Origin of the sequence: Pseudomonas sp. 273 (assembly GCF_029201425.1) — a bacterium.
Taxonomy (GTDB): Bacteria; Pseudomonadota; Gammaproteobacteria; order Pseudomonadales; family Pseudomonadaceae; genus Pseudomonas; species Pseudomonas delhiensis.
Window position 1 is genome coordinate 5498761 of the sequence record NZ_CP116775.1, and the last position, 17284, is coordinate 5516044.

13 protein-coding genes and 1 pseudogene are annotated in these 17284 nt (G+C 68.1%); 1 reads left to right on the forward strand and 13 read right to left on the reverse strand.

From position 1 onward, the window contains the following. Positions 1–130: 130 nt before the first annotated feature. The 4 genes from PKO50_RS25085 to secA all read right to left on the reverse strand — a co-directional run bounded on the left by PKO50_RS25085 (position 131) and on the right by secA (position 5952). Entirely contained in the window at positions 131–1081 is a 951-nt protein-coding gene (locus PKO50_RS25085; protein WP_275627566.1) for a Nudix family hydrolase, read from the reverse strand. Between the two features lie 28 nt (positions 1082–1109). Further along, positions 1110–1733, reverse strand: coding sequence for a glutathione S-transferase family protein (locus tag PKO50_RS25090; protein WP_109932018.1), 624 nt, complete (start codon positions 1731–1733; stop codon positions 1110–1112). A 154-nt stretch (positions 1734–1887) separates the two neighbouring features. Then, positions 1888–3105 (reverse strand): bifunctional glutamate N-acetyltransferase/amino-acid acetyltransferase ArgJ, encoded by a 1218-nt coding sequence (gene argJ / locus PKO50_RS25095; protein ID WP_275627567.1) that lies wholly within the window; start codon positions 3103–3105, stop codon positions 1888–1890. 93 nt (positions 3106–3198) lie between these two features. After that, a complete protein-coding gene (secA, locus tag PKO50_RS25100; protein ID WP_275627568.1) occupies positions 3199–5952 on the reverse strand; it encodes a preprotein translocase subunit SecA in 2754 nt (917 codons plus the stop codon). 305 nt (positions 5953–6257) lie between these two features. Here secA and PKO50_RS25105 point away from each other — a divergent pair, with 305 nt between their 5' ends. Beyond that, positions 6258–6713: a DciA family protein gene (locus PKO50_RS25105; RefSeq protein ID WP_275627569.1), complete on the forward strand. Its 456-nt coding sequence runs from the start codon at positions 6258–6260 to the stop codon at positions 6711–6713. 175 nt (positions 6714–6888) lie between these two features. On the opposite strand, the gene lpxC is transcribed toward PKO50_RS25105, so the two are convergent. From lpxC to murD, 9 genes and pseudogenes are all read right to left on the reverse strand, one after another. Then, the gene (gene lpxC / locus PKO50_RS25110; RefSeq protein WP_009617927.1) at positions 6889–7800 is read right to left on the reverse strand and encodes a UDP-3-O-acyl-N-acetylglucosamine deacetylase; all 912 of its coding nucleotides are present in this window, start codon (positions 7798–7800) and stop codon (positions 6889–6891) included. A gap of 112 nt (positions 7801–7912) precedes the next feature. Further along, positions 7913–9097 carry a cell division protein FtsZ gene (gene ftsZ, locus PKO50_RS25115; protein ID WP_009617925.1) on the reverse strand — a complete coding sequence of 395 codons (1185 nt, stop codon included), beginning with the start codon at positions 9095–9097 and terminating at the stop codon, positions 7913–7915. A gap of 55 nt (positions 9098–9152) precedes the next feature. After that, positions 9153–10400, reverse strand: coding sequence for a cell division protein FtsA (gene ftsA / locus PKO50_RS25120; protein WP_089390660.1), 1248 nt, complete (start codon positions 10398–10400; stop codon positions 9153–9155). Positions 10401–10421: 21 nt separating this feature from the next. Further along, positions 10422–11285, reverse strand: a complete 864-nt coding sequence (locus PKO50_RS25125; RefSeq protein WP_275630526.1) for a cell division protein FtsQ/DivIB — start codon at positions 11283–11285, stop codon at positions 10422–10424. A gap of 6 nt (positions 11286–11291) precedes the next feature. Next, a pseudogene (locus PKO50_RS25130) lies at positions 11292–12236 on the reverse strand (D-alanine--D-alanine ligase); the annotation flags it as partial. Continuing rightward, positions 12236–13675, reverse strand: coding sequence for a UDP-N-acetylmuramate--L-alanine ligase (murC, locus tag PKO50_RS25135; RefSeq protein ID WP_275627570.1), 1440 nt, complete (start codon positions 13673–13675; stop codon positions 12236–12238). The pseudogene PKO50_RS25130 and the gene murC, both read right to left, overlap by 1 nt. Further along, positions 13668–14741, reverse strand: coding sequence for an undecaprenyldiphospho-muramoylpentapeptide beta-N-acetylglucosaminyltransferase (gene murG / locus PKO50_RS25140; protein WP_109932030.1), 1074 nt, complete (start codon positions 14739–14741; stop codon positions 13668–13670). The genes murC and murG overlap by 8 nt, the downstream gene beginning before the upstream one ends. Continuing rightward, positions 14731–15930 (reverse strand): putative lipid II flippase FtsW, encoded by a 1200-nt coding sequence (gene ftsW / locus PKO50_RS25145; RefSeq protein ID WP_109932032.1) that lies wholly within the window; start codon positions 15928–15930, stop codon positions 14731–14733. The genes murG and ftsW overlap by 11 nt, the downstream gene beginning before the upstream one ends. Continuing rightward, positions 15930–17276 carry a UDP-N-acetylmuramoyl-L-alanine--D-glutamate ligase gene (gene murD / locus PKO50_RS25150; protein WP_275627571.1) on the reverse strand — a complete coding sequence of 449 codons (1347 nt, stop codon included), beginning with the start codon at positions 17274–17276 and terminating at the stop codon, positions 15930–15932. The genes ftsW and murD overlap by 1 nt, the downstream gene beginning before the upstream one ends. Positions 17277–17284: the final 8 nt, after the last annotated feature.

Sequence of the window (17284 nt, forward strand, 5' to 3'; positions counted from 1 at the left end):
GGCCCTGCCCGCGATTCGCGCGCAGGGCGCGCTCCTACAGTGGGAATGGCGTAGGGGCGGTTGTAGGAGCGGATTTCAGCCGATACGTCCGGCTATCGCGGACGGAGTCCGCTCCTACAGGTCGTACGGCCTACGCTTCGCTCTTCGGCCAGAACGCGCGGATGCCGGCCACGCCCTGGGCGCCTGCCTGCCAGGCGCGCTCCAGGTCCTGCGGGCCCAGGCCGCCGAGGAGGAATACCGGCTGGTTGAAGCCTTCCACCAGTTGCTGCGCCGCGTCCCAGCCCAGCGCCGGTTCGCCCGGGTGGCTCTGGGTGGGCTGCACCGGCGACAGGGTGACGAAGTCCACGCCCATGGCGCTGGCCAGCGCCAGCTCCTCGGCGCCGTGGCAGGAGGCCGCGAGCAGGCGCTCCTGGGGGAAGGGACGGCCGTTGGGGGCGTACTTGCGCAGTTGCTCGGCGGTCAGGTGCCAGCCCGCGGAGGGGAAGTCGCCCAGCCATTCCAGCGGGCCCTTGAGCATCAGCTGCGCCTTGCCGGCGCACAGCCCCACGGCGTCCACCGCCATGTCGCGGTATTCCGGGCTGTACATGTTCGGCGCGCGCAGCTGGATCAGGCGCACGCCACCGGCCACGGCGGCGCGGATGCCCTGCAGGACTTCCTGCGGCTCCAGGCCGTCGGGGGTGATCAGGTAGCGCTCGGGCAGGCGCGCGGCGTGCACGATGGGCCGGTTGGCGGCGGGGAACTCGTAGTCGGGCAGCTCCCGCGGGGCCACCCAGGCCAGCGGCTGGCCCTCGGCGCCGTGGGGCTCGCCGGAGAACCCCGAGACCTCCCAGACGTCCAGCAGCACCTGCTTGTCCGGGTAGTCGTGGGCCACGCGGATCAGCGGCCGGGCGCGCTCGACGCGGATGCCCAACTCCTCTTCCAGCTCGCGGGCCAGCGCCGCCTGCACCGGCTCGCCCTCCTCCACCTTGCCGCCGGGGAACTCCCAGAGGCCGCCCTGGTGCTTGTCGTCCGGGCGCCGGGCGATCAGCACGCGGCCATCGGCGCCACGGATCACGGCGGCGGCGACATGTACTCGTTTCACTGCATAACTCCTCGTCGGTTGCCGGCGCTCAGGGGCGCTCGGCCAGCGCGGCCTGCAGCCAGGGCTGGAAGGCCGCCCACTGGTAGATGGTGTCCACGTAGGCCTTGGCCAGCGGCGGCAGCTCCACGGCGTAGCTGCGCAGGCGCGTGGCCACCGGCGCGTAGAAGGCGTCGGCGATGCTGGCGTGGCCGAACAGGAAAGGCCCGTCCTGGCCGAAACCCTGGCGGCACAGGGTCCACAGCTCGATGACGCGGGCGATGTCGGTTTCCACTTCGGCCGGCACCTTGGCCAGCGGCTTGTGCCGCTGCAGGTCCATGGGCATGTGCGAGCGCAGGGCGGGGAAGCCGCTGTGCATCTCCGCGCAGATCGACCGCGCCAGCGCCCGGGCCGCCTCGCCGCGCGGCCACAGGTGCGCCTCGGGGAAGCGTTCGGCCAGGTACTCGGCGATCGCCAGGGAGTCCCAGATCACCCCGTCCTCGCACTCGAGCACCGGCACCTTGCCGGTGGGCGAGTGCTCGCGGATGCGCCGCGAGGTGTCGACGCCCCCCAGCGGAATCAGCACCTCTTCGAATTCCGCACCGGTCAGTTGCATGGCCAGCCAGCCACGCAACGACCAGGACGACAGGTTCTTGCTGCCAATGACCAGTTTCATCGCTCGTTCCTCGCGCCGGCTACAGGCTACAGGCTACAGGCTACAGGCTACAGGCTACAGGCTACAGGCGAAGAGCATAGCGGGCTCGCTCCCAGGGGGCGGGCTTTTCGCTCTTGCCTGCAGCCTGCCGCCTGAAGCCTGCAGCCGCCTTCGATCAGGTCCTGTATTCCGCGTTGATCTTCACGTACTCGTGGGACAGGTCGGTGGTCCAGATGGTCTCGCTGCAGTCGCCGCGGCCCAGTTCGATGCGGATGGTGATCTCTTCCTGGGCCATCACCCGCGCGCCCTGGTCCTCGGTGTAGCTGGCGGCGCGGCAGCCGCGGCTGGCGATGCAGACTTCGTCGAGGAACACGTCGATCTTGCTGACGTCCAGGTTCGGCACGCCGGCGTAGCCGACCGCGGCGAGGATGCGGCCCCAGTTCGGGTCGGAGGCGAACAGCGCGGTCTTGATCAGCGGCGAGTGGGCCACGGCGTAGCCGACGTCCAGGCACTCCTGGTGGGTGCCGCCGCCGTTGACCTGCACGGTGACGAACTTGGTGGCGCCTTCGCCGTCGCGGACGATGGCCTGGGCCAGCTCCATGGACACCTCGATCACCGCCTGCTTCAGGGCGCCGAACAGCGCGCCGCTGGCCTGGGTGATCTCCGGCAGCGCGGCCTGGCCGGTGGCGACCAGGGTGCAGCTGTCGTTGGTGGAGGTGTCGCCGTCGATGGTGATGCGGTTGAACGACTTGTTCGCCGCGTCGCGCAGCAGGTCCTGCAGCACGCCCTGGGCGACCTTGGCGTCGGTGGCGATGTAGCCGAGCATGGTGGCCATGTTCGGCTTGATCATGCCGGCGCCCTTGCTGATGCCGGTGACGGTGACGGTCACGCCGTCATGCTCGAACTGGCGGCTGGCCCCCTTGGGCAGGGTGTCGGTGGTCATGATGCCGGCGGCGGCCTCGGCCCAGTTGTCCGGGCCCAGGGCGGCCAGGGCGGCTGGCAGCGCGGCCTCGATCTTGGCCACCGGCAGCGGCTCGCCGATCACCCCGGTGGAGAACGGCAGCACCTGGCTTTCGTCCACCCCGGCCAGCTCGGCCAGCCTGGCGCACACCGCCGAGGCGTTGGCCAGGCCCGGCTCGCCGGTGCCGGCGTTGGCGTTGCCGGTGTTGGTCACCAGGTAGCGCACCGGCCCGAGGAAGCGCTTCTTGCACAGCAGCACGGGCGCGGCGCAGAAGGCGTTGGTGGTGAACACCCCGGCTACGGTGGAGCCTTCGGCGCAGCGCATCACCACGACGTCCTTGCGACCGGGGCGCTTGATGCCGGCGGAAGCGATGCCCAGTTCGAAGCCGGGGACCGGATGCAGGGTGGAGATGGGGCCGAGACCGACAGCCATGGATGTGCTCCTTACGAAAAAGGGTGGATCGAATGTGAAAAACGCCGCGAGCGGCAGGGCCGGTCGCGGCGTCGTGTGGTCAGGTCAGGCGGATCAGTTCACCTGGCCATGGCAATGCTTGTACTTCTTGCCGGAACCGCAGGGGCACAGCTCGTTGCGGCCGATCTTCGGCTCGGCGCGCACCGGCTCCAGCGGCACGACCTGGGCCGGGCCCTGCTCGCCCTCCTCGCCTTCCTCGGCATCGGGGGCCTGGTCGATGGACGGCGCCTCGGCGTGCTGGAACTGCATGCGCTTGGCCATTTCCTCGGCCTCGCGGCGCAGGCGCGCCTCTTCCTCGGCCGGGTCCTCGCGGCGGACCTGGACGAAGGACAGCACGCGGATGGTGTCGCGCTTGATGGAATCCAGCAGTTCCTGGAACAGGTTGAAGGACTCGCGCTTGTACTCCTGCTTCGGGTTCTTCTGCGCGTAGCCGCGCAGGTGGATGCCGTGGCGCAGGTGGTCCATGGTGGACAGGTGGTCCTTCCACAGGTCGTCCAGCACGCGCAGCAGCATCTGCTTCTCGAAGGTGCGCAGCGCCTCGGCGCCGGCCAGCTCTTCCTTCTCGTTGTAGGCGGCGACCAGCTCGGCGAGGATCTTCTCGCGCAGGGTCTCCTCGTAGAGTTTCTCGTCGTCGTCCAGCCACTGCTGGACCGGCAGCTTCAGGCCGAAGTCGCTGTACAGCGAGGCTTCCAGGCCGGAGATGTCCCATTGCTCGGGCAGCGACTGCGGCGGGATGTGCTGGCTGATGGTGTTGTTCAGCACTTCCTCGCGGAACTCGGCGATGGTGTCGCCGATGTTCTCCGCGGCCAGCAGGCTGTTGCGCATGTGGTAGATCACCTTGCGCTGCTCGTTGGCCACGTCGTCGAACTCGAGCAGCTGCTTGCGGATGTCGAAGTTGCGGCCTTCGACCTTGCGCTGCGCCTTCTCGATGGCGTTGCTGACCATGCGGTGCTCGATGGCCTCGCCCGGCTGCATGCCCAGGGCCTTCATGAAGTTCTTCACCCGGTCGGAGGCGAAGATGCGCATCAGGTTGTCTTCCAGCGACAGGTAGAAGCGGCTGGAACCCGGGTCACCCTGGCGGCCGGAACGGCCCCGCAGCTGGTTGTCGATGCGGCGGGACTCGTGGCGCTCGGAGGCGATCACGTGCAGGCCGCCGGCCTCGATCACCTGCTGGTGGCGCTTCTGCCATTCGGCCTTGATCTGGGCGATCTGCTCGTCGCTGGGGTTTTCCAGGCCGGCGATCTCGGCTTCCCAGTTGCCGCCCAGGAGGATGTCGGTACCGCGGCCGGCCATGTTGGTGGCGATGGTCACCGAGCCCGGCGCACCGGCCTGGGCGATGATCTCGGCTTCCTTCTCGTGGTACTTGGCGTTGAGCACCTTGTGCTCGATGCCGGCCTGCTCCAGCAGCTTGGACACGTACTCGGAGGTCTCGATGGACGCGGTACCGACCAGGATCGGCCGGCCCAGGGCCTGGCTCTGCTGGATGTCGGTGATGATCGCGGCGTACTTCTCTTCCTGGGTCAGGTAGACCAGGTCGTTGAAGTCCTTGCGGGCGATCGGCCGGTGGGTCGGGATCACCACCACGTCCAGGCCGTAGATCTGGCGGAACTCGAAGGCCTCGGTGTCGGCGGTGCCGGTCATGCCGGACAGCTTGGTGTAGAGGCGGAAGTAGTTCTGGAAGGTGGTGGAGGCCAGGGTCTGGCTCTCGGCCTGGATCGGCAGGTTTTCCTTGGCCTCGATGGCCTGGTGCAGGCCCTCGGAGAGGCGGCGGCCGGGCATGGTGCGGCCGGTGTGCTCGTCGATCAGCAGGACCTGGTCGCCCTGGACGATGTACTCGACGTTGCGGTGGAACAGGGTGTGGGCGCGCAGCGCGGCGTAGACGTGGGTCAGCAGGCTGAGGTTGTGCGCCGAGTAGAGGCTCTCGCCCTCGCCCAGCAGGCCGGCCTGGCTCAGCAGTTCCTCGACGTAGGCGTGGCCCTGCTCGTTGAGTTCGACCTGGCGGGTCTTCTCGTCGATGCTGTAGTGGCCCTGCTGGGTCACCTGGCCCTCGACTTCCTCGATGTGGCGCTTCAGGCGCGGGATCAGCTTGTTGATCTTGATGTACAGCTCGGAGCTGTCTTCGGCCTGGCCGGAGATGATCAGCGGGGTGCGCGCCTCGTCGATGAGGATGGAGTCCACTTCGTCGACCACGGCGAAGTTCAGCTCACGCTGGAACTTGTCCTGCAGGCTGAAGGCCATGTTGTCGCGCAGGTAGTCGAAACCGAATTCGTTGTTGGTGCCGTAGGTGATGTCCGAGGCGTAGGCCGCGCGCTTCTCCTCCGGCGGCTGGAACGGCGTGACCACGCCGACCGACAGGCCGAGGAATTCGTACAGCGGACGCATCCAGTTGGCGTCGCGGCGGGCCAGGTAGTCGTTCACGGTGACCACGTGCACGCCCTTGCCGGACAGCGCGTTCAGGTACACCGCCAGGGTGCCCACCAGGGTCTTGCCCTCGCCGGTGCGCATCTCGGCGATCTTGCCTTCGTGCAGGCTCATGCCGCCGATCAGCTGGACGTCGAAGTGACGCATGCCCATCACCCGCTTGCCCGCCTCGCGGGCCACGGCGAAGGCTTCGGGAAGCAGGTCGTCGAGGCTTTCGCCCTTGGCCACGCGCGCCTTGAACTCTTCGGTCTTGGCCTTCAGTTGCTCATCGGAAAGCGCCACCATCTGTGGCTCGAGCGCATTGATGGCCTGGACCTGCTTGGCCATGCGCTTCACTTCACGCTCGTTCTTGCTTCCAAAGAGTTTTTTCAACAAAGGCGCAAACATATCGACTGGGTCATCCGAACTTGGGGAATGGAGGGCTGCCCGACTGGCTGGCCGCGGCTTGCATCGACGGCAAAGGGGGCATTCTACTCGGAAACGTGAACGAAAGAAGTGCCCAGGTCATGCCGGGGACTTTCCCAGCATGCACATTGCCTGGCCGGAACGCGGGGGCGGACTGGCAGCCCGCCTGCTTTATATTGTGTCGCACGGGGAAAGTTCAAGGCTCGGCTGCGACGGACGTCGGCGCGGCGGCCCGGGATGCCCCCATTCTGATACCATCGCCGCTCAACAACCCCGGAATTTTCGCCATGGCGTTCCGCCCGCTGCCGGCACAGGCCACCACCAAGCTGCTGCGCGAAGCCAAGCCGTTGCAGACGCTGTTCAACGAGGCCCAGCGCCTCGCCCAGTTGCAACAGCTGCTCGACAGCCAGCTGCAGCCGGCCGCGCGCCCGCACTGCCGGGTCGCCGCCTGGCGCGCCGGCAGCCTGCTGCTGGTGCTGACCGACGCGCACTGGGCCACGCGCCTGCGCTACCAGCAGAAACGCCTGCTGCGCCAGTTGCAGATGTTCGACGAGTTCGCCGGGCTGCAGCACATCCTGTTCAAGGTCCAGCCCCAGGTCGAGCGCCAGGCGCCGGTGCGCAGCCACCAGCTCTCCGTCGCCGCCGCCGAAGCCCTGCAGGAAGCCGCCGAAGGCATCAGCAACCCGCGCCTGAAGGCCGCCCTGGAACGCCTGGCCAGCCGCAGCCGTCCGCGCGAAGACTGAGCCCCGCCCCTACCGCCGATCCGTTCGGGCCTTTCATCGGCCTTTGCCGGTGAACTCGTGTGAATTTTCCTTCTCCAACCTCCAAGCATCCTGCCCGCGTCATTTCGCGCACATAAAAAAAAGGCCACCCGGAGGTGGCCTTCAATATGTACAGCTTGAAAGGAGGAAGGTTTCCTCAAACGGCCGCAGCGGGCCGCATGTAGGAAATCGGCGCGGTGCTCGCGTCTTCGAAGGTGACCACTTCCCAGGCCTCCTTGTCCGCGATGAGTGCGCGGAGCAGGCGGTTGTTCAGGGCATGGCCGGACTTGAAGCCGCGGAACTCGCCGATAAGGCTGTTACCAAGCAGGTACAGGTCACCGATGGCGTCCAGGATCTTGTGCTTGACGAACTCGTCCTCGTAACGAAGACCATCTTCGTTGAGCACGCGATACTCGTCGACCACGATGGCGTTCTCCACGCTGCCACCGAGCGCCAGGTTCTGCGAACGCAGGTACTCGATGTCGCGCATGAACCCGAAGGTCCGCGCGCGGCTGACTTCCTTGACGAAGGAAGTGCTGGAGAAGTCCACCGTCGCCTTCTGGGTGCGACCACGGAAGACCGGGTGATCGAAATCGATCTCGAAGCTCACCTTGAAGCCGTCGAAGGGAACGAAAGTGGCGCGCTTGTCGCCCTCTTCCACGGTCACTTCACGCTTGATGCGGATGAACTTCTTGGCCGCCTCCTGCTCCTGCAGGCCGGCGGATTGGATCAGGAATACGAAGGGCCCCGCGCTGCCGTCCATGATCGGCACTTCCGAGGCGGACAGCTCGACATAGGCGTTGTCGATGCCCAGGCCAGCCATGGCCGAGAGCAGATGCTCCACCGTATCCACTTTGACGTCACCCTTGACCAGGGTGGTCGACATGGTGGTCTCGCCGACGTTCGAGGCCCGTGCCGGGATTTCCACCACCGGGTCGAGGTCGGTACGGACGAACACGATACCGCTGTCCACCGGAGCCGGCTTCAGGGTGAGGTAGACCTTCTCCCCCGAGTGCAGACCGACGCCGGTGGCCCGGATGATGTTCTTCAAGGTGCGTTGTCTGATCATGGCTTTGGCCGCTTTCGCGCAAGTTGCGAACTGTTGTCAACAATGGGCGGCGATGATAGCAGAACCGCCCTTTGCTGAACACCAATCACGTTCATACTCCTGATAAATTGCCTCAATCGGCCTGGCGACGCAGGAATGCCGGGATATCCAGGTAGTCCAGGTCGTCCTGCGGGTTGAGCTTGGCCGCGGTGGCCGCGCTGCCGTGCGCCTGGTTGCGCATCACGGTCGGGCGGTCCAGGTCGCGGTAGTTCACCGACTGCTGCTCGCGCTGTACCGGAGCCTGGCTGCTGACCGCCTGGGTCTGCACGGTGTTGTCGACCACCTTGACCGGTTTTTCCAGGCGCGCGCCCAGACCGGTGGCGACCACGGTGACGTGCAGTTCGTCGCGCATGTCCGGATCGATCACGGTGCCCACCTTGACGGTGGCGTGCTCGGAGGCGAACTGCTCGATGATGTTGCCCACGTCGGAGTACTCGCCCAGGGACAGGTCGGGACCGGCGGTGATGTTCACCAGGATGCCGCGGGCGCCCTGCAGGTTGACGTCTTCCAGCAGCGGGTTGCGGATCGCCGCCTCGGTGGCCTCGCGGGCACGGTTCGGGCCGCTGGCGGCGCCAGTGCCCATCATGGCCATGCCCATCTCGCTCATCACGGTCTTCACGTCGGCGAAGTCGACGTTGATCATGCCCGGACGCTTGATGATGTCGGAGATGCCGCGCACGGCGCCAGCCAGCACGTCGTCGGCCTTGGCGAAGGCAGCCAGCAGGCTCGCGTCCTTGCCGAGGATGGTCAGCAGCTTCTCGTTGGGGATGGTGATCAGCGAGTCGACGCTTTCCGCCAGGGAGCGGATGCCCTCGTCGGCGATCTGCATGCGCTTGCGGCCCTCGAACGGGAACGGACGGGTGACCACCGCGACGGTCAGGATGCCCATTTCCTTGGCCACCTCGGCGATGATCGGCGCCGCACCGGTACCGGTGCCGCCACCCATGCCGGTGGTGATGAAGACCATGTCGGCGCCTTCCAGCACCTCGGCGATGCGCTCGCGATCCTCGATCGCGGCCTGGCGGCCGACTTCAGGGTTGGCGCCGGCGCCCAGGCCCTTGGTCACGCCCGGACCGAGCTGCAGCACGGTGCGCGCCGCGATGTTCTTCAGCGCCTGGGCGTCGGTGTTGGCGCAGATGAACTCCACGCCGTCGACGTTGTTCTTGGCCATGTGGTTCACGGCGTTGCCGCCGCCACCACCGACACCGATGACTTTGATTACTGCCGTTTGTGGGACGTTATCGACGAGCTCGAACATTTTCCCTTCTCCTTCCTTTCTAGTTGTGTCGCCTACGTTTTACCGCGCCGGTAAATCAGAAATTGCCCTGGACCCAGCGTTTGAGCCGTTCCAGAACAGGTGTCTTGGGTTCATCGCTGAAGCCGCTGCCGCCGGACATGGAGACGCCGTCGGACTGCTTCTGCAGGCCATACATGAGCAGGCCCACGCCGGTGGAATAGATGGGGTTGCGCACGACGTCGGTCAGCCCCTTGACGCCCTGCGGCACGCCCAGGCGCACCGGCATGTGGAAGATCTCCTCGGCGAGCTCCACGGCGCCTTCCATCTTGGCGGTGCCACCGGTCAGGACGATCCCGGCCGGGATCAGGTCCTCGTAGCCGCTGCGCCGCAGCTCGGCCTGGACCAGGGTGAAGAGCTCGTCGTAACGCGGCTCCACGACCTCGGCCAGGGCCTGGCGCGACAGTTCCCGCGGCGGCCGGTCGCCGACGCTGGGCACCTTGATGGTTTCGCCCGCGCCGGCCAGCTTGGCCAGTGCGCAGGCGTAGCGGATCTTGATTTCCTCGGCGTACTGCGTGGGGGTGCGCAGGGCCATGGCGATGTCGTTGGTGACCTGGTCGCCGGCGATCGGGATCACCGCCGTATGGCGGATGGCGCCCTCGGTGAAGATGGCGATGTCGGTGGTGCCGCCGCCGATGTCCACCAGGCACACGCCCAGCTCCTTCTCGTCCTCGGTGATCACCGAGTAGGCCGAGGCCAGTTGCTCGAGGATGATGTCGTCGACTTCCAGGCCGCAGCGGCGCACGCACTTCTCGATGTTCTGCGCGGCGTTCACCGCGCAGGTCACCACGTGCACCTTGGCTTCCAGGCGCACGCCGGACATGCCCAGCGGCTCGCGCACGCCTTCCTGGTTGTCGATCACGTAGTCCTGGGCCAGGGTGTGCAGCACCCGCTGGTCGGCCGGGATGGCCACGGCCTGGGCGGCGTCGAGCACGCGGTCGATGTCGGCCGGGCTGACCTCGCGGTCGCGGATGGCCACGATGCCGTGGGAATTCAGGCTGCGGATGTGGTTGCCGGCGATGCCGACGAAGGCCGAGTGGATCCGGCAGCCAGCCATCTGCTGCGCCTCGTCGATGGCGCGCTGGATGGACTGCACGGTGGACTCGATGTTCACCACCACGCCCTTCTTCAGGCCGCGCGACGGGTGGGTGCCGATGCCGACGATCTCCAGCTTGCCATCGGCCGCGACCTCGCCCACCAGTGCCACCACCTTGGAGGTACCGATGTCCAGGCCGACCACCATCTTGCCGCTCTGCACGCTTGCCATGGTTATTGCTGTCTCCTCAAATCACTGCGCGGCCGCGGCCTGGGCCACGTCCGTCTGCGGCAGCGGGTCGCGCCACGCCACGGCCAGGCCGTTGGGGTAGCGCATGTCGATGCGCGCAATCTTCGATATCTGTTCTTTCAGGGCCTTTTCGTAGATGGTCACGAAACGGCGGATCTGTTCGACCGTGTGGTCGCGGCCCAGGACGATCTGCACGCCCTGGGCGGTGTCCAGCGTCCAGGCGCCGCGCGAGCTCATCTCCAGGCTGGCGATGGTGAAGCCCAGGGGCCGCAGCAGCTGGCTGAGGATCTGGTACTGCTGCATCACCTTCTGCTGGGCGAACTGCGGGCCGGACAGGCGCGGCAGGTGCTCGTAGTGCGACACCTCGTGGGGCGCGAAGGCCTGGCCCTGGTTGTTCAGCAGCGCCTCGTCGCCCCAGCGGGCCACCGGCAGCTGTTCCTCCAGGTGGATCACCACCTGGTCCGGCCAGACGCGGCGCACCTCGGCGTGGGCGATCCAGGGCATCTGCTCCAGCTCCTGGCGCATGCCGGCCAGGTCGATGGTGAAGAAGCTGGCCGAGACGAACGGCGCGATGCGCTGCTGCACCGCCTGCTGGCTGATGTAGCTGAGGTCGCCTTCGACGCTGATCTTGGCGATCGGGCGGTCGGCGTAGGGCAGCACGTACTGCGCGCCCTGGTAGGCGCCGAAGCCCAGCACGGCCAGCAGCACCGGCCACATCAGGATGCGCAGGAAGCCGAAGCTGGGCCTGGGCAGGCGAGCGCTGATCGGCTCCTTCGCCACCAGGCGGCTGGCGCCGCGCGGCACCGGCTTGCGCGCGGGCGCGCGGCCGATACCGGGTTGCGAGTGGCGGAGCATCGCGCCGTTCATGGTCTTACCCCTTGCCTCGACGCTGTCGGCGAGGATCGCCAGCACCAGTTGCTGGAAATCCAGGCCGGCCGCGCGCGCGGCCATGGGCACCAGGCTGTGGTCGGTCATGCCCGGTGCGGTGTTGACTTCGAGCAGCCAGAAACGCCCCTCGGCGTCCTGCATCACGTCGGTCCGCCCCCAGCCCTGGATGCCCAGCGCCTCGCAGGCGCGGGCGCACAGGTCCTGCAGCTCGCGCTCCTTCTCGGGGCTGAGGCCGCAGGGGATGCGGTACTGGGTATCGCTGGCCAGGTACTTGGCGTCGTAGTCGTAGAAGCTGTGCGGGGTGCCCAGGCCGATGGCCGGCAGCACCTGGCCGCGCAGGGTGGCCACGGTGAACTCGGGGCCGCTGATCCACTGCTCGACCAGCACTTGCGAATCGTATTCGGCGGCGCTGCGCCAGGCCGCGATCAGCGCTTCCACGCCGTCCACCTTGGCCATGCCGATGCTGGAGCCTTCATGGGCCGGTTTGACGATCAGCGGGAAGCCCAGTTCCGTCGCGGCGCGGCGGCAGTCGTCCTCGCTGGCCAGCACGGCATAGGCCGGCGTCGGCAGGCCCAGGCTCAGCCACACGCGCTTGGTGCGCAGCTTGTCCATGGCCAGCGCCGAGGCCAGCACGCCGCTGCCGGTGTAGGGAATCCCCGCCACTTCCAGCAGGCCCTGCATGCTGCCGTCCTCGCCGCCACGGCCGTGGAGGATGATGAAGGCGCGGTCGATCTTCTCGCTGACCAGGCGCTGCAGCAGGTCGTCGCCCACGTCGATGCCGAAGGCGTCCACGCCGGCGTCCCGCAGGGCCGCCAGGACCATGCCGCCGGACTTCAGCGACACTTCGCGCTCGGCGCTCTTGCCGCCGTAGAGCACGGCGACGCGGCCGAAGGCGCGGGGGTCGAGGGTGGATTTGAGTGCGTCGCTCATCACGCCGCCCCCGTGGCTTTGCCACCGAACACCGGGTTCTTGATCAGCGCCGGGGCCAGGCCGCCGATGTCGCCGGCACCCTGGCAGAGCAGGATGTCGCCGGCGCGCAGCAGCGGCTTGAGCAGCGCGGCGAGGTCGCCGTCACGCTCCAGGTAGATGGGGTCGAGCTGGCCGCGCTGGCGGATGCTGTGGCACAGCTGGCGGCTGTCGGCGCCGGGGATCGGCTCCTCCCCGGCCGGGTAGACTTCCATCAGCAGCAGCACGTTGGCCTCGCCGAGCACCTGCACGAAGTCTTCGTAGAGGTCGCGGGTACGGGTGTAGCGGTGCGGCTGGTAGACCATCACCAGGCGCCGCTCCGGCCAGCCGCCGCGCACGGCCTTGATCACCGCGGCGACTTCGCGCGGGTGGTGGCCGTAGTCGTCGACCAGCATCACGCTGCCGCCGTCGACCTGCAGCTCGCCATACACCTGGAAGCGCCGGCCCACGCCCTGGAAGCCGGACAGGCCCTGGACGATGGCTTCGTCGGCAATGCCTTCGTCGGTGGCGATGACGATGGTCGCCAGGGAGTTCAGCACGTTGTGCAGGCCGGGCATGTTCACCGAGACGTCCAGCGGCTCGCGCTCCGGGCGCAGCACGGTGAAGTAGGTGCGCATGCCTTCCTGGCGGATGTTGATGGCGCGCACGTCGGCGTCTTCGCTCAGGCCGTAGGTGACGGTCGGACGCGCCACCTGCGGGAGGATTTCGCGGACCACCGGATCGTCCACGCACATCACCGCCAGCCCGTAGAACGGCAGGTTGTGCAGGAAGTCGACGAAGGTCTTCTTCAGCTTGTTGAAGTCGCCGCCGTAGGTGGCCATATGGTCGGCGTCGATATTGGTGACCACCGCGACCATCGGCTGCAGGTGCAGGAAGCTGGCGTCGCTCTCGTCGGCCTCGGCCACCAGGTAGCGGCTGGTGCCCAGCTGCGCATTGGTGCCGGCGGCGTTCAGGCGGCCGCCGATGACGAAGGTCGGGTCCAGGTGGCCCGCGGCGAACACCGAGGCGATAAGGCTGGTGGTGGTGGTCTTGCCGTGGGTGCCGGCCACCGCGATGCCGTGGCGGTAGCGCATCAGCTCGGCGAGCATTTCCGCGCGCGGCACCACCGGCACGCGGCGCTCCAGGGCGGCGGCGACTTCCGGGTTGGCCTTGTTCACCGCGCTGGAAACCACCAGCACGTCGGCGCCGTCGGCGTTCTCCGCGCGGTGCCCGATGAAGACCTGGGCACCGAACTTCTCCAGGCGGTCGGTCACCGCCGAAGCCTTGAGGTCGGAGCCGGAGACCTGGTAGCCGAGGTTCAGCAGCACTTCGGCGATGCCGCACATACCGGCGCCGCCGATGCCGACGAAGTGGATGCGGCGGATGCGCCGCATGGTACGGGTGCCGCTGGGTTCGTTAACCACGGGCCACCTCCAGGCAAGCGTCGACCACCGTGCGGGTAGCCTCGGGCATGGCCAGGCGCCGGGCGCTGGCGGCCATCTGCTTCAGGGATTCGGGATGCATCAATACCTCGGACAGCTGCGCGGCCAGGTCGGCGGCGCCGGTAGACTTTTGCGGCAGCAGGCGGGCGGCGCCCTCCCGTACCAGGAATTCGGCATTGCGCGTCTGGTGGTCGTCGATCGCGTGGGGCAACGGCACCAGGAAGGACGGCAGGCCGGCGGCGGTCAGCTCGCTGACGGTCAGGGCGCCGGCACGGCAGATCACCAGGTCGGCCCAGGCGTAGGCCGCGGCCATGTCGCCGATGAACGGAGCGACGTCGGCTTGGACACCGGCCTGGGCGTAACGCTCCGCGGTGACCTCGGCATGCTGACGACCGGCCTGGTGGCGAATGGCCGGGCGCTGCTCGGCGGGGATCAGCCTCAGCGCCTCGGGCAGCAGCTTGTTCAGCGGCTCGGCGCCCAGGCTGCCGCCCAGCACCAGCAGGTTGACCTTGCGGCCGGCCAGCTCGGCGCGGGCGTCGGCGTCGAGGAACAGCTCGGCGCGCACCGGATTGCCGGTGGTCAGGCGCTTGGCGCTGGCCGGGAAGGTGTCCGGGAAGGCCTCGCAGACGCGCCTGGCCAGCGGCGCCAGGCCACGGTTGGCGGTGCCGGCGACGGCGTTCTGTTCGTGGATCACCAGGGGCGCGCCGCTCAGCTTCGCCGCCACGCCGCCGGGGCCGGTGACATAGCCGCCCAGGCCGAGCACGCAGACCGGCTTGAGCTTGCGAACCACGCCCAGGGCCTGGAACAGCGACTTGAGCAGGTCGAAGGGCGCGCGCAGCAGCGCCAGGCGGCCCTTGCCACGCAGGCCGCTGACGTTGATCAGGTGCAGCGGCAGGCCGGCCTTGGGCACCAGGTCGTTCTCGATGCCGCGCGGCGTGCCGAGCCAGTGCACGGCGTAGCCGCGGGCCTGGAACTCGCGGGCGCAGGCCAGGGCCGGGAACACGTGGCCGCCGGTGCCGCCAGCCATGATGAGGACGTTACCTTTCATCGGCGAAGTCCTCCTCGGTGAATTCGTACTCTTCGCTGCCCACCGCCGTGCGCCGCTCCCATTCGATGCGCAGCAGCATGCCCAGGCAGGCGCAGCAGATGACCAGCGACGAACCGCCGTAGCTGAGGAACGGCAGGGTCAGGCCCTTGGTCGGCAGCAGGCCGACGTTCACGCCCACGTTGATGAGGAACTGGCCGATCCACAGGAAGGCCAGGCCGTAGGCCACGTAGGCGGAGAAATACTGCTTGGCCTGCTCGGCCCAGATGCCGATGTAGAGCGCGCGCAGGCCGACGAAGACGAACAGGCCGACGGTGGCCAGGGCGCCGACGATGCCCAGCTCCTCGGCCAGCACGGCGAACACGAAGTCGGTGTGCGCCTCGGGCAGGTAGAACTGCTTCTGGATGCTGTTGCCCAGGCCCATGCCCAGCCAGCCGCCGCGGCCGAAGGCGATCAGCGCCTGGCTGAGCTGGTAGCCGGCGCCGAACTGGTCGGCCCAGGGGTCGCTGAAGTTGGTCAGGCGCGCCATCCGGTAGGGCTGGGTCCAGATCAGCAGGGCCACCGCGCCCACCGCCAGGGCCACCATCAGGCCGAAGCGGAACAGGCCGACGCCGCCGAGGAACAGCATGGCCGCCGCGGCGCCCATCATCACCACGGTGGCGCCGAAATCCGGCTCGCGCAGCAGCAGGCCGGCGAACGGCAGCAGCACGGCGAAGGGCTTGAAGAAGCCGATCCAGCTCTCGCGCACCTCGTGCTGGCGGCGCACCAGGTAACCGGCCATGAACACCACCACGAAGACCTTGGCGATCTCCGAGGGCTGGATGTTGAACAGGCCGAAGCCGATCCAGCGCATGGACCCGTTGACCTCGCGGCCGAGGCCGGGGGTGATCACCGCCACCAGCAGCAGGAAGGCCACGCCCAGCAGCTTCCAGCTGTGGCGCTGCCAGGTCTCCATCGGCGTCAGCATGGTCACGCCGCAGGCGACGAAGCCGATGGCCAGGTAGATCAGGTGGCGCACCGAGAAGTACAGCGGGTTGCCCGACTGCGCCGCCGCCACTTCCGAGGACGCCGAGGTCACCATCACCAGGCCCAGGCCGAGCAGCGCCAGGCAACCGGCGAGCAGCGGGAAGTCCAGGTCGATGCCGTTGCGGCTGATCAGCGGGGACGGGTATGGGCGCAGGAAGGAGAACATCAGGCGATCTCCTCCACGGCCTTGGCGAACAGGCGGCCGCGCTCTTCGAAGTTCCTGAACATGTCCAGGCTGGCGCAGGCCGGCGACAGCAGCACGGCGTCGCCCGCCTTGGCGAGCTCGGCGGCCTTGCGCACGGCTTCGTCCAGCGTCTGCACGCGCACTTTCGGCGTCTGGTCGCTCAGCGCGGCGCCAACCAGCTCGGCGTCGCGGCCGAGCAGCACCACGGCGCGGCAGAACTTCGCCACCGGCTCGCGCAGGGCGCTGAAGTCCGCGCCCTTGCCGTCGCCGCCGGCGATCAGCACCAGCTTGCCGTCGATATCGGCGCCCAGGCCCTCGATGGCGGCCAGCGCGGCGCCGACGTTGGTGGCCTTGGAGTCGTCGTAGAAGCTCACCCCGGCGCGCTCGCCGACCCACTGGCAACGGTGGGCCAGGCCGGCGAAGCGGCGCAGGGTCTGCAGCATGGGCTCGAACGGCAGGCCCACGGCATGGCCCAGGGCCAGGGCGGCCAGGGCATTGGACTGGTTGTGGGCGCCGCGGATCTTCAGCTCGCGCACCGGCATCAGCGCCTCGAACTGGAAGGCCAGGCACTTCTCGCCGCCCTCTTCCACCAGGCCGAAGGCCTTGAAGTCGGGCTTGTCGGTGCCGAAGGTCCAGCACGGCACGGTGTCAGCGATCAGCGGACGACTGAGGGCATCGGCGCGGTTCACCACGACCTGGCGGGCGCCGCGGAAGATGCGGTGCTTGGCCAGGTGGTAATCGGCCATGCCGTCGTAGCGGTCCATGTGATCTTCGCTGACGTTCAGGCAAGTGGCGACCTCGGCGTTCAGCCGCTCGCAGGTCTCCAGCTGGAAGCTCGACAGCTCCAGCACGTACAGCTCGACGTCGTCGGCCAGCAGGTCCAGGGCCGGGGTGCCCAGGTTGCCGCCCACCGCCACGCGCTTGCCGGCCGCCGCGGCCATCTCGCCGACCAGGGTGGTCACGGTGCTCTTGGCGTTGGAACCGGTGATGGCGACGATCGGCGCCTTGGCATGGCGGGCGAACAGGTCGATGTCGCCGGACAGGCGCACGCCTCGGGCGGCAGCTTCCACCAGCGCCGGCATGCGCAGCGACAGGCCGGGGCTGACGTACAGCTCGCGGGCGCGGCAGAGGAACTCGGCGTCCAGCTCGCCGCAACGCACGTCCACCTGCGGGTACTGGGCGCGCAGGGTGGCCAGCTCCGGCGGATTCTCGCGGGTGTCGGCCACGGCGAAAGGCACGCCCTGGCGCGCCAGGAAGCGCACCAGCGACATGCCGCTCTTGCCGAGGCCGACAACGATGCGGAAATTGTCCGAAGCGATCAGGCTCATGCTGCTTT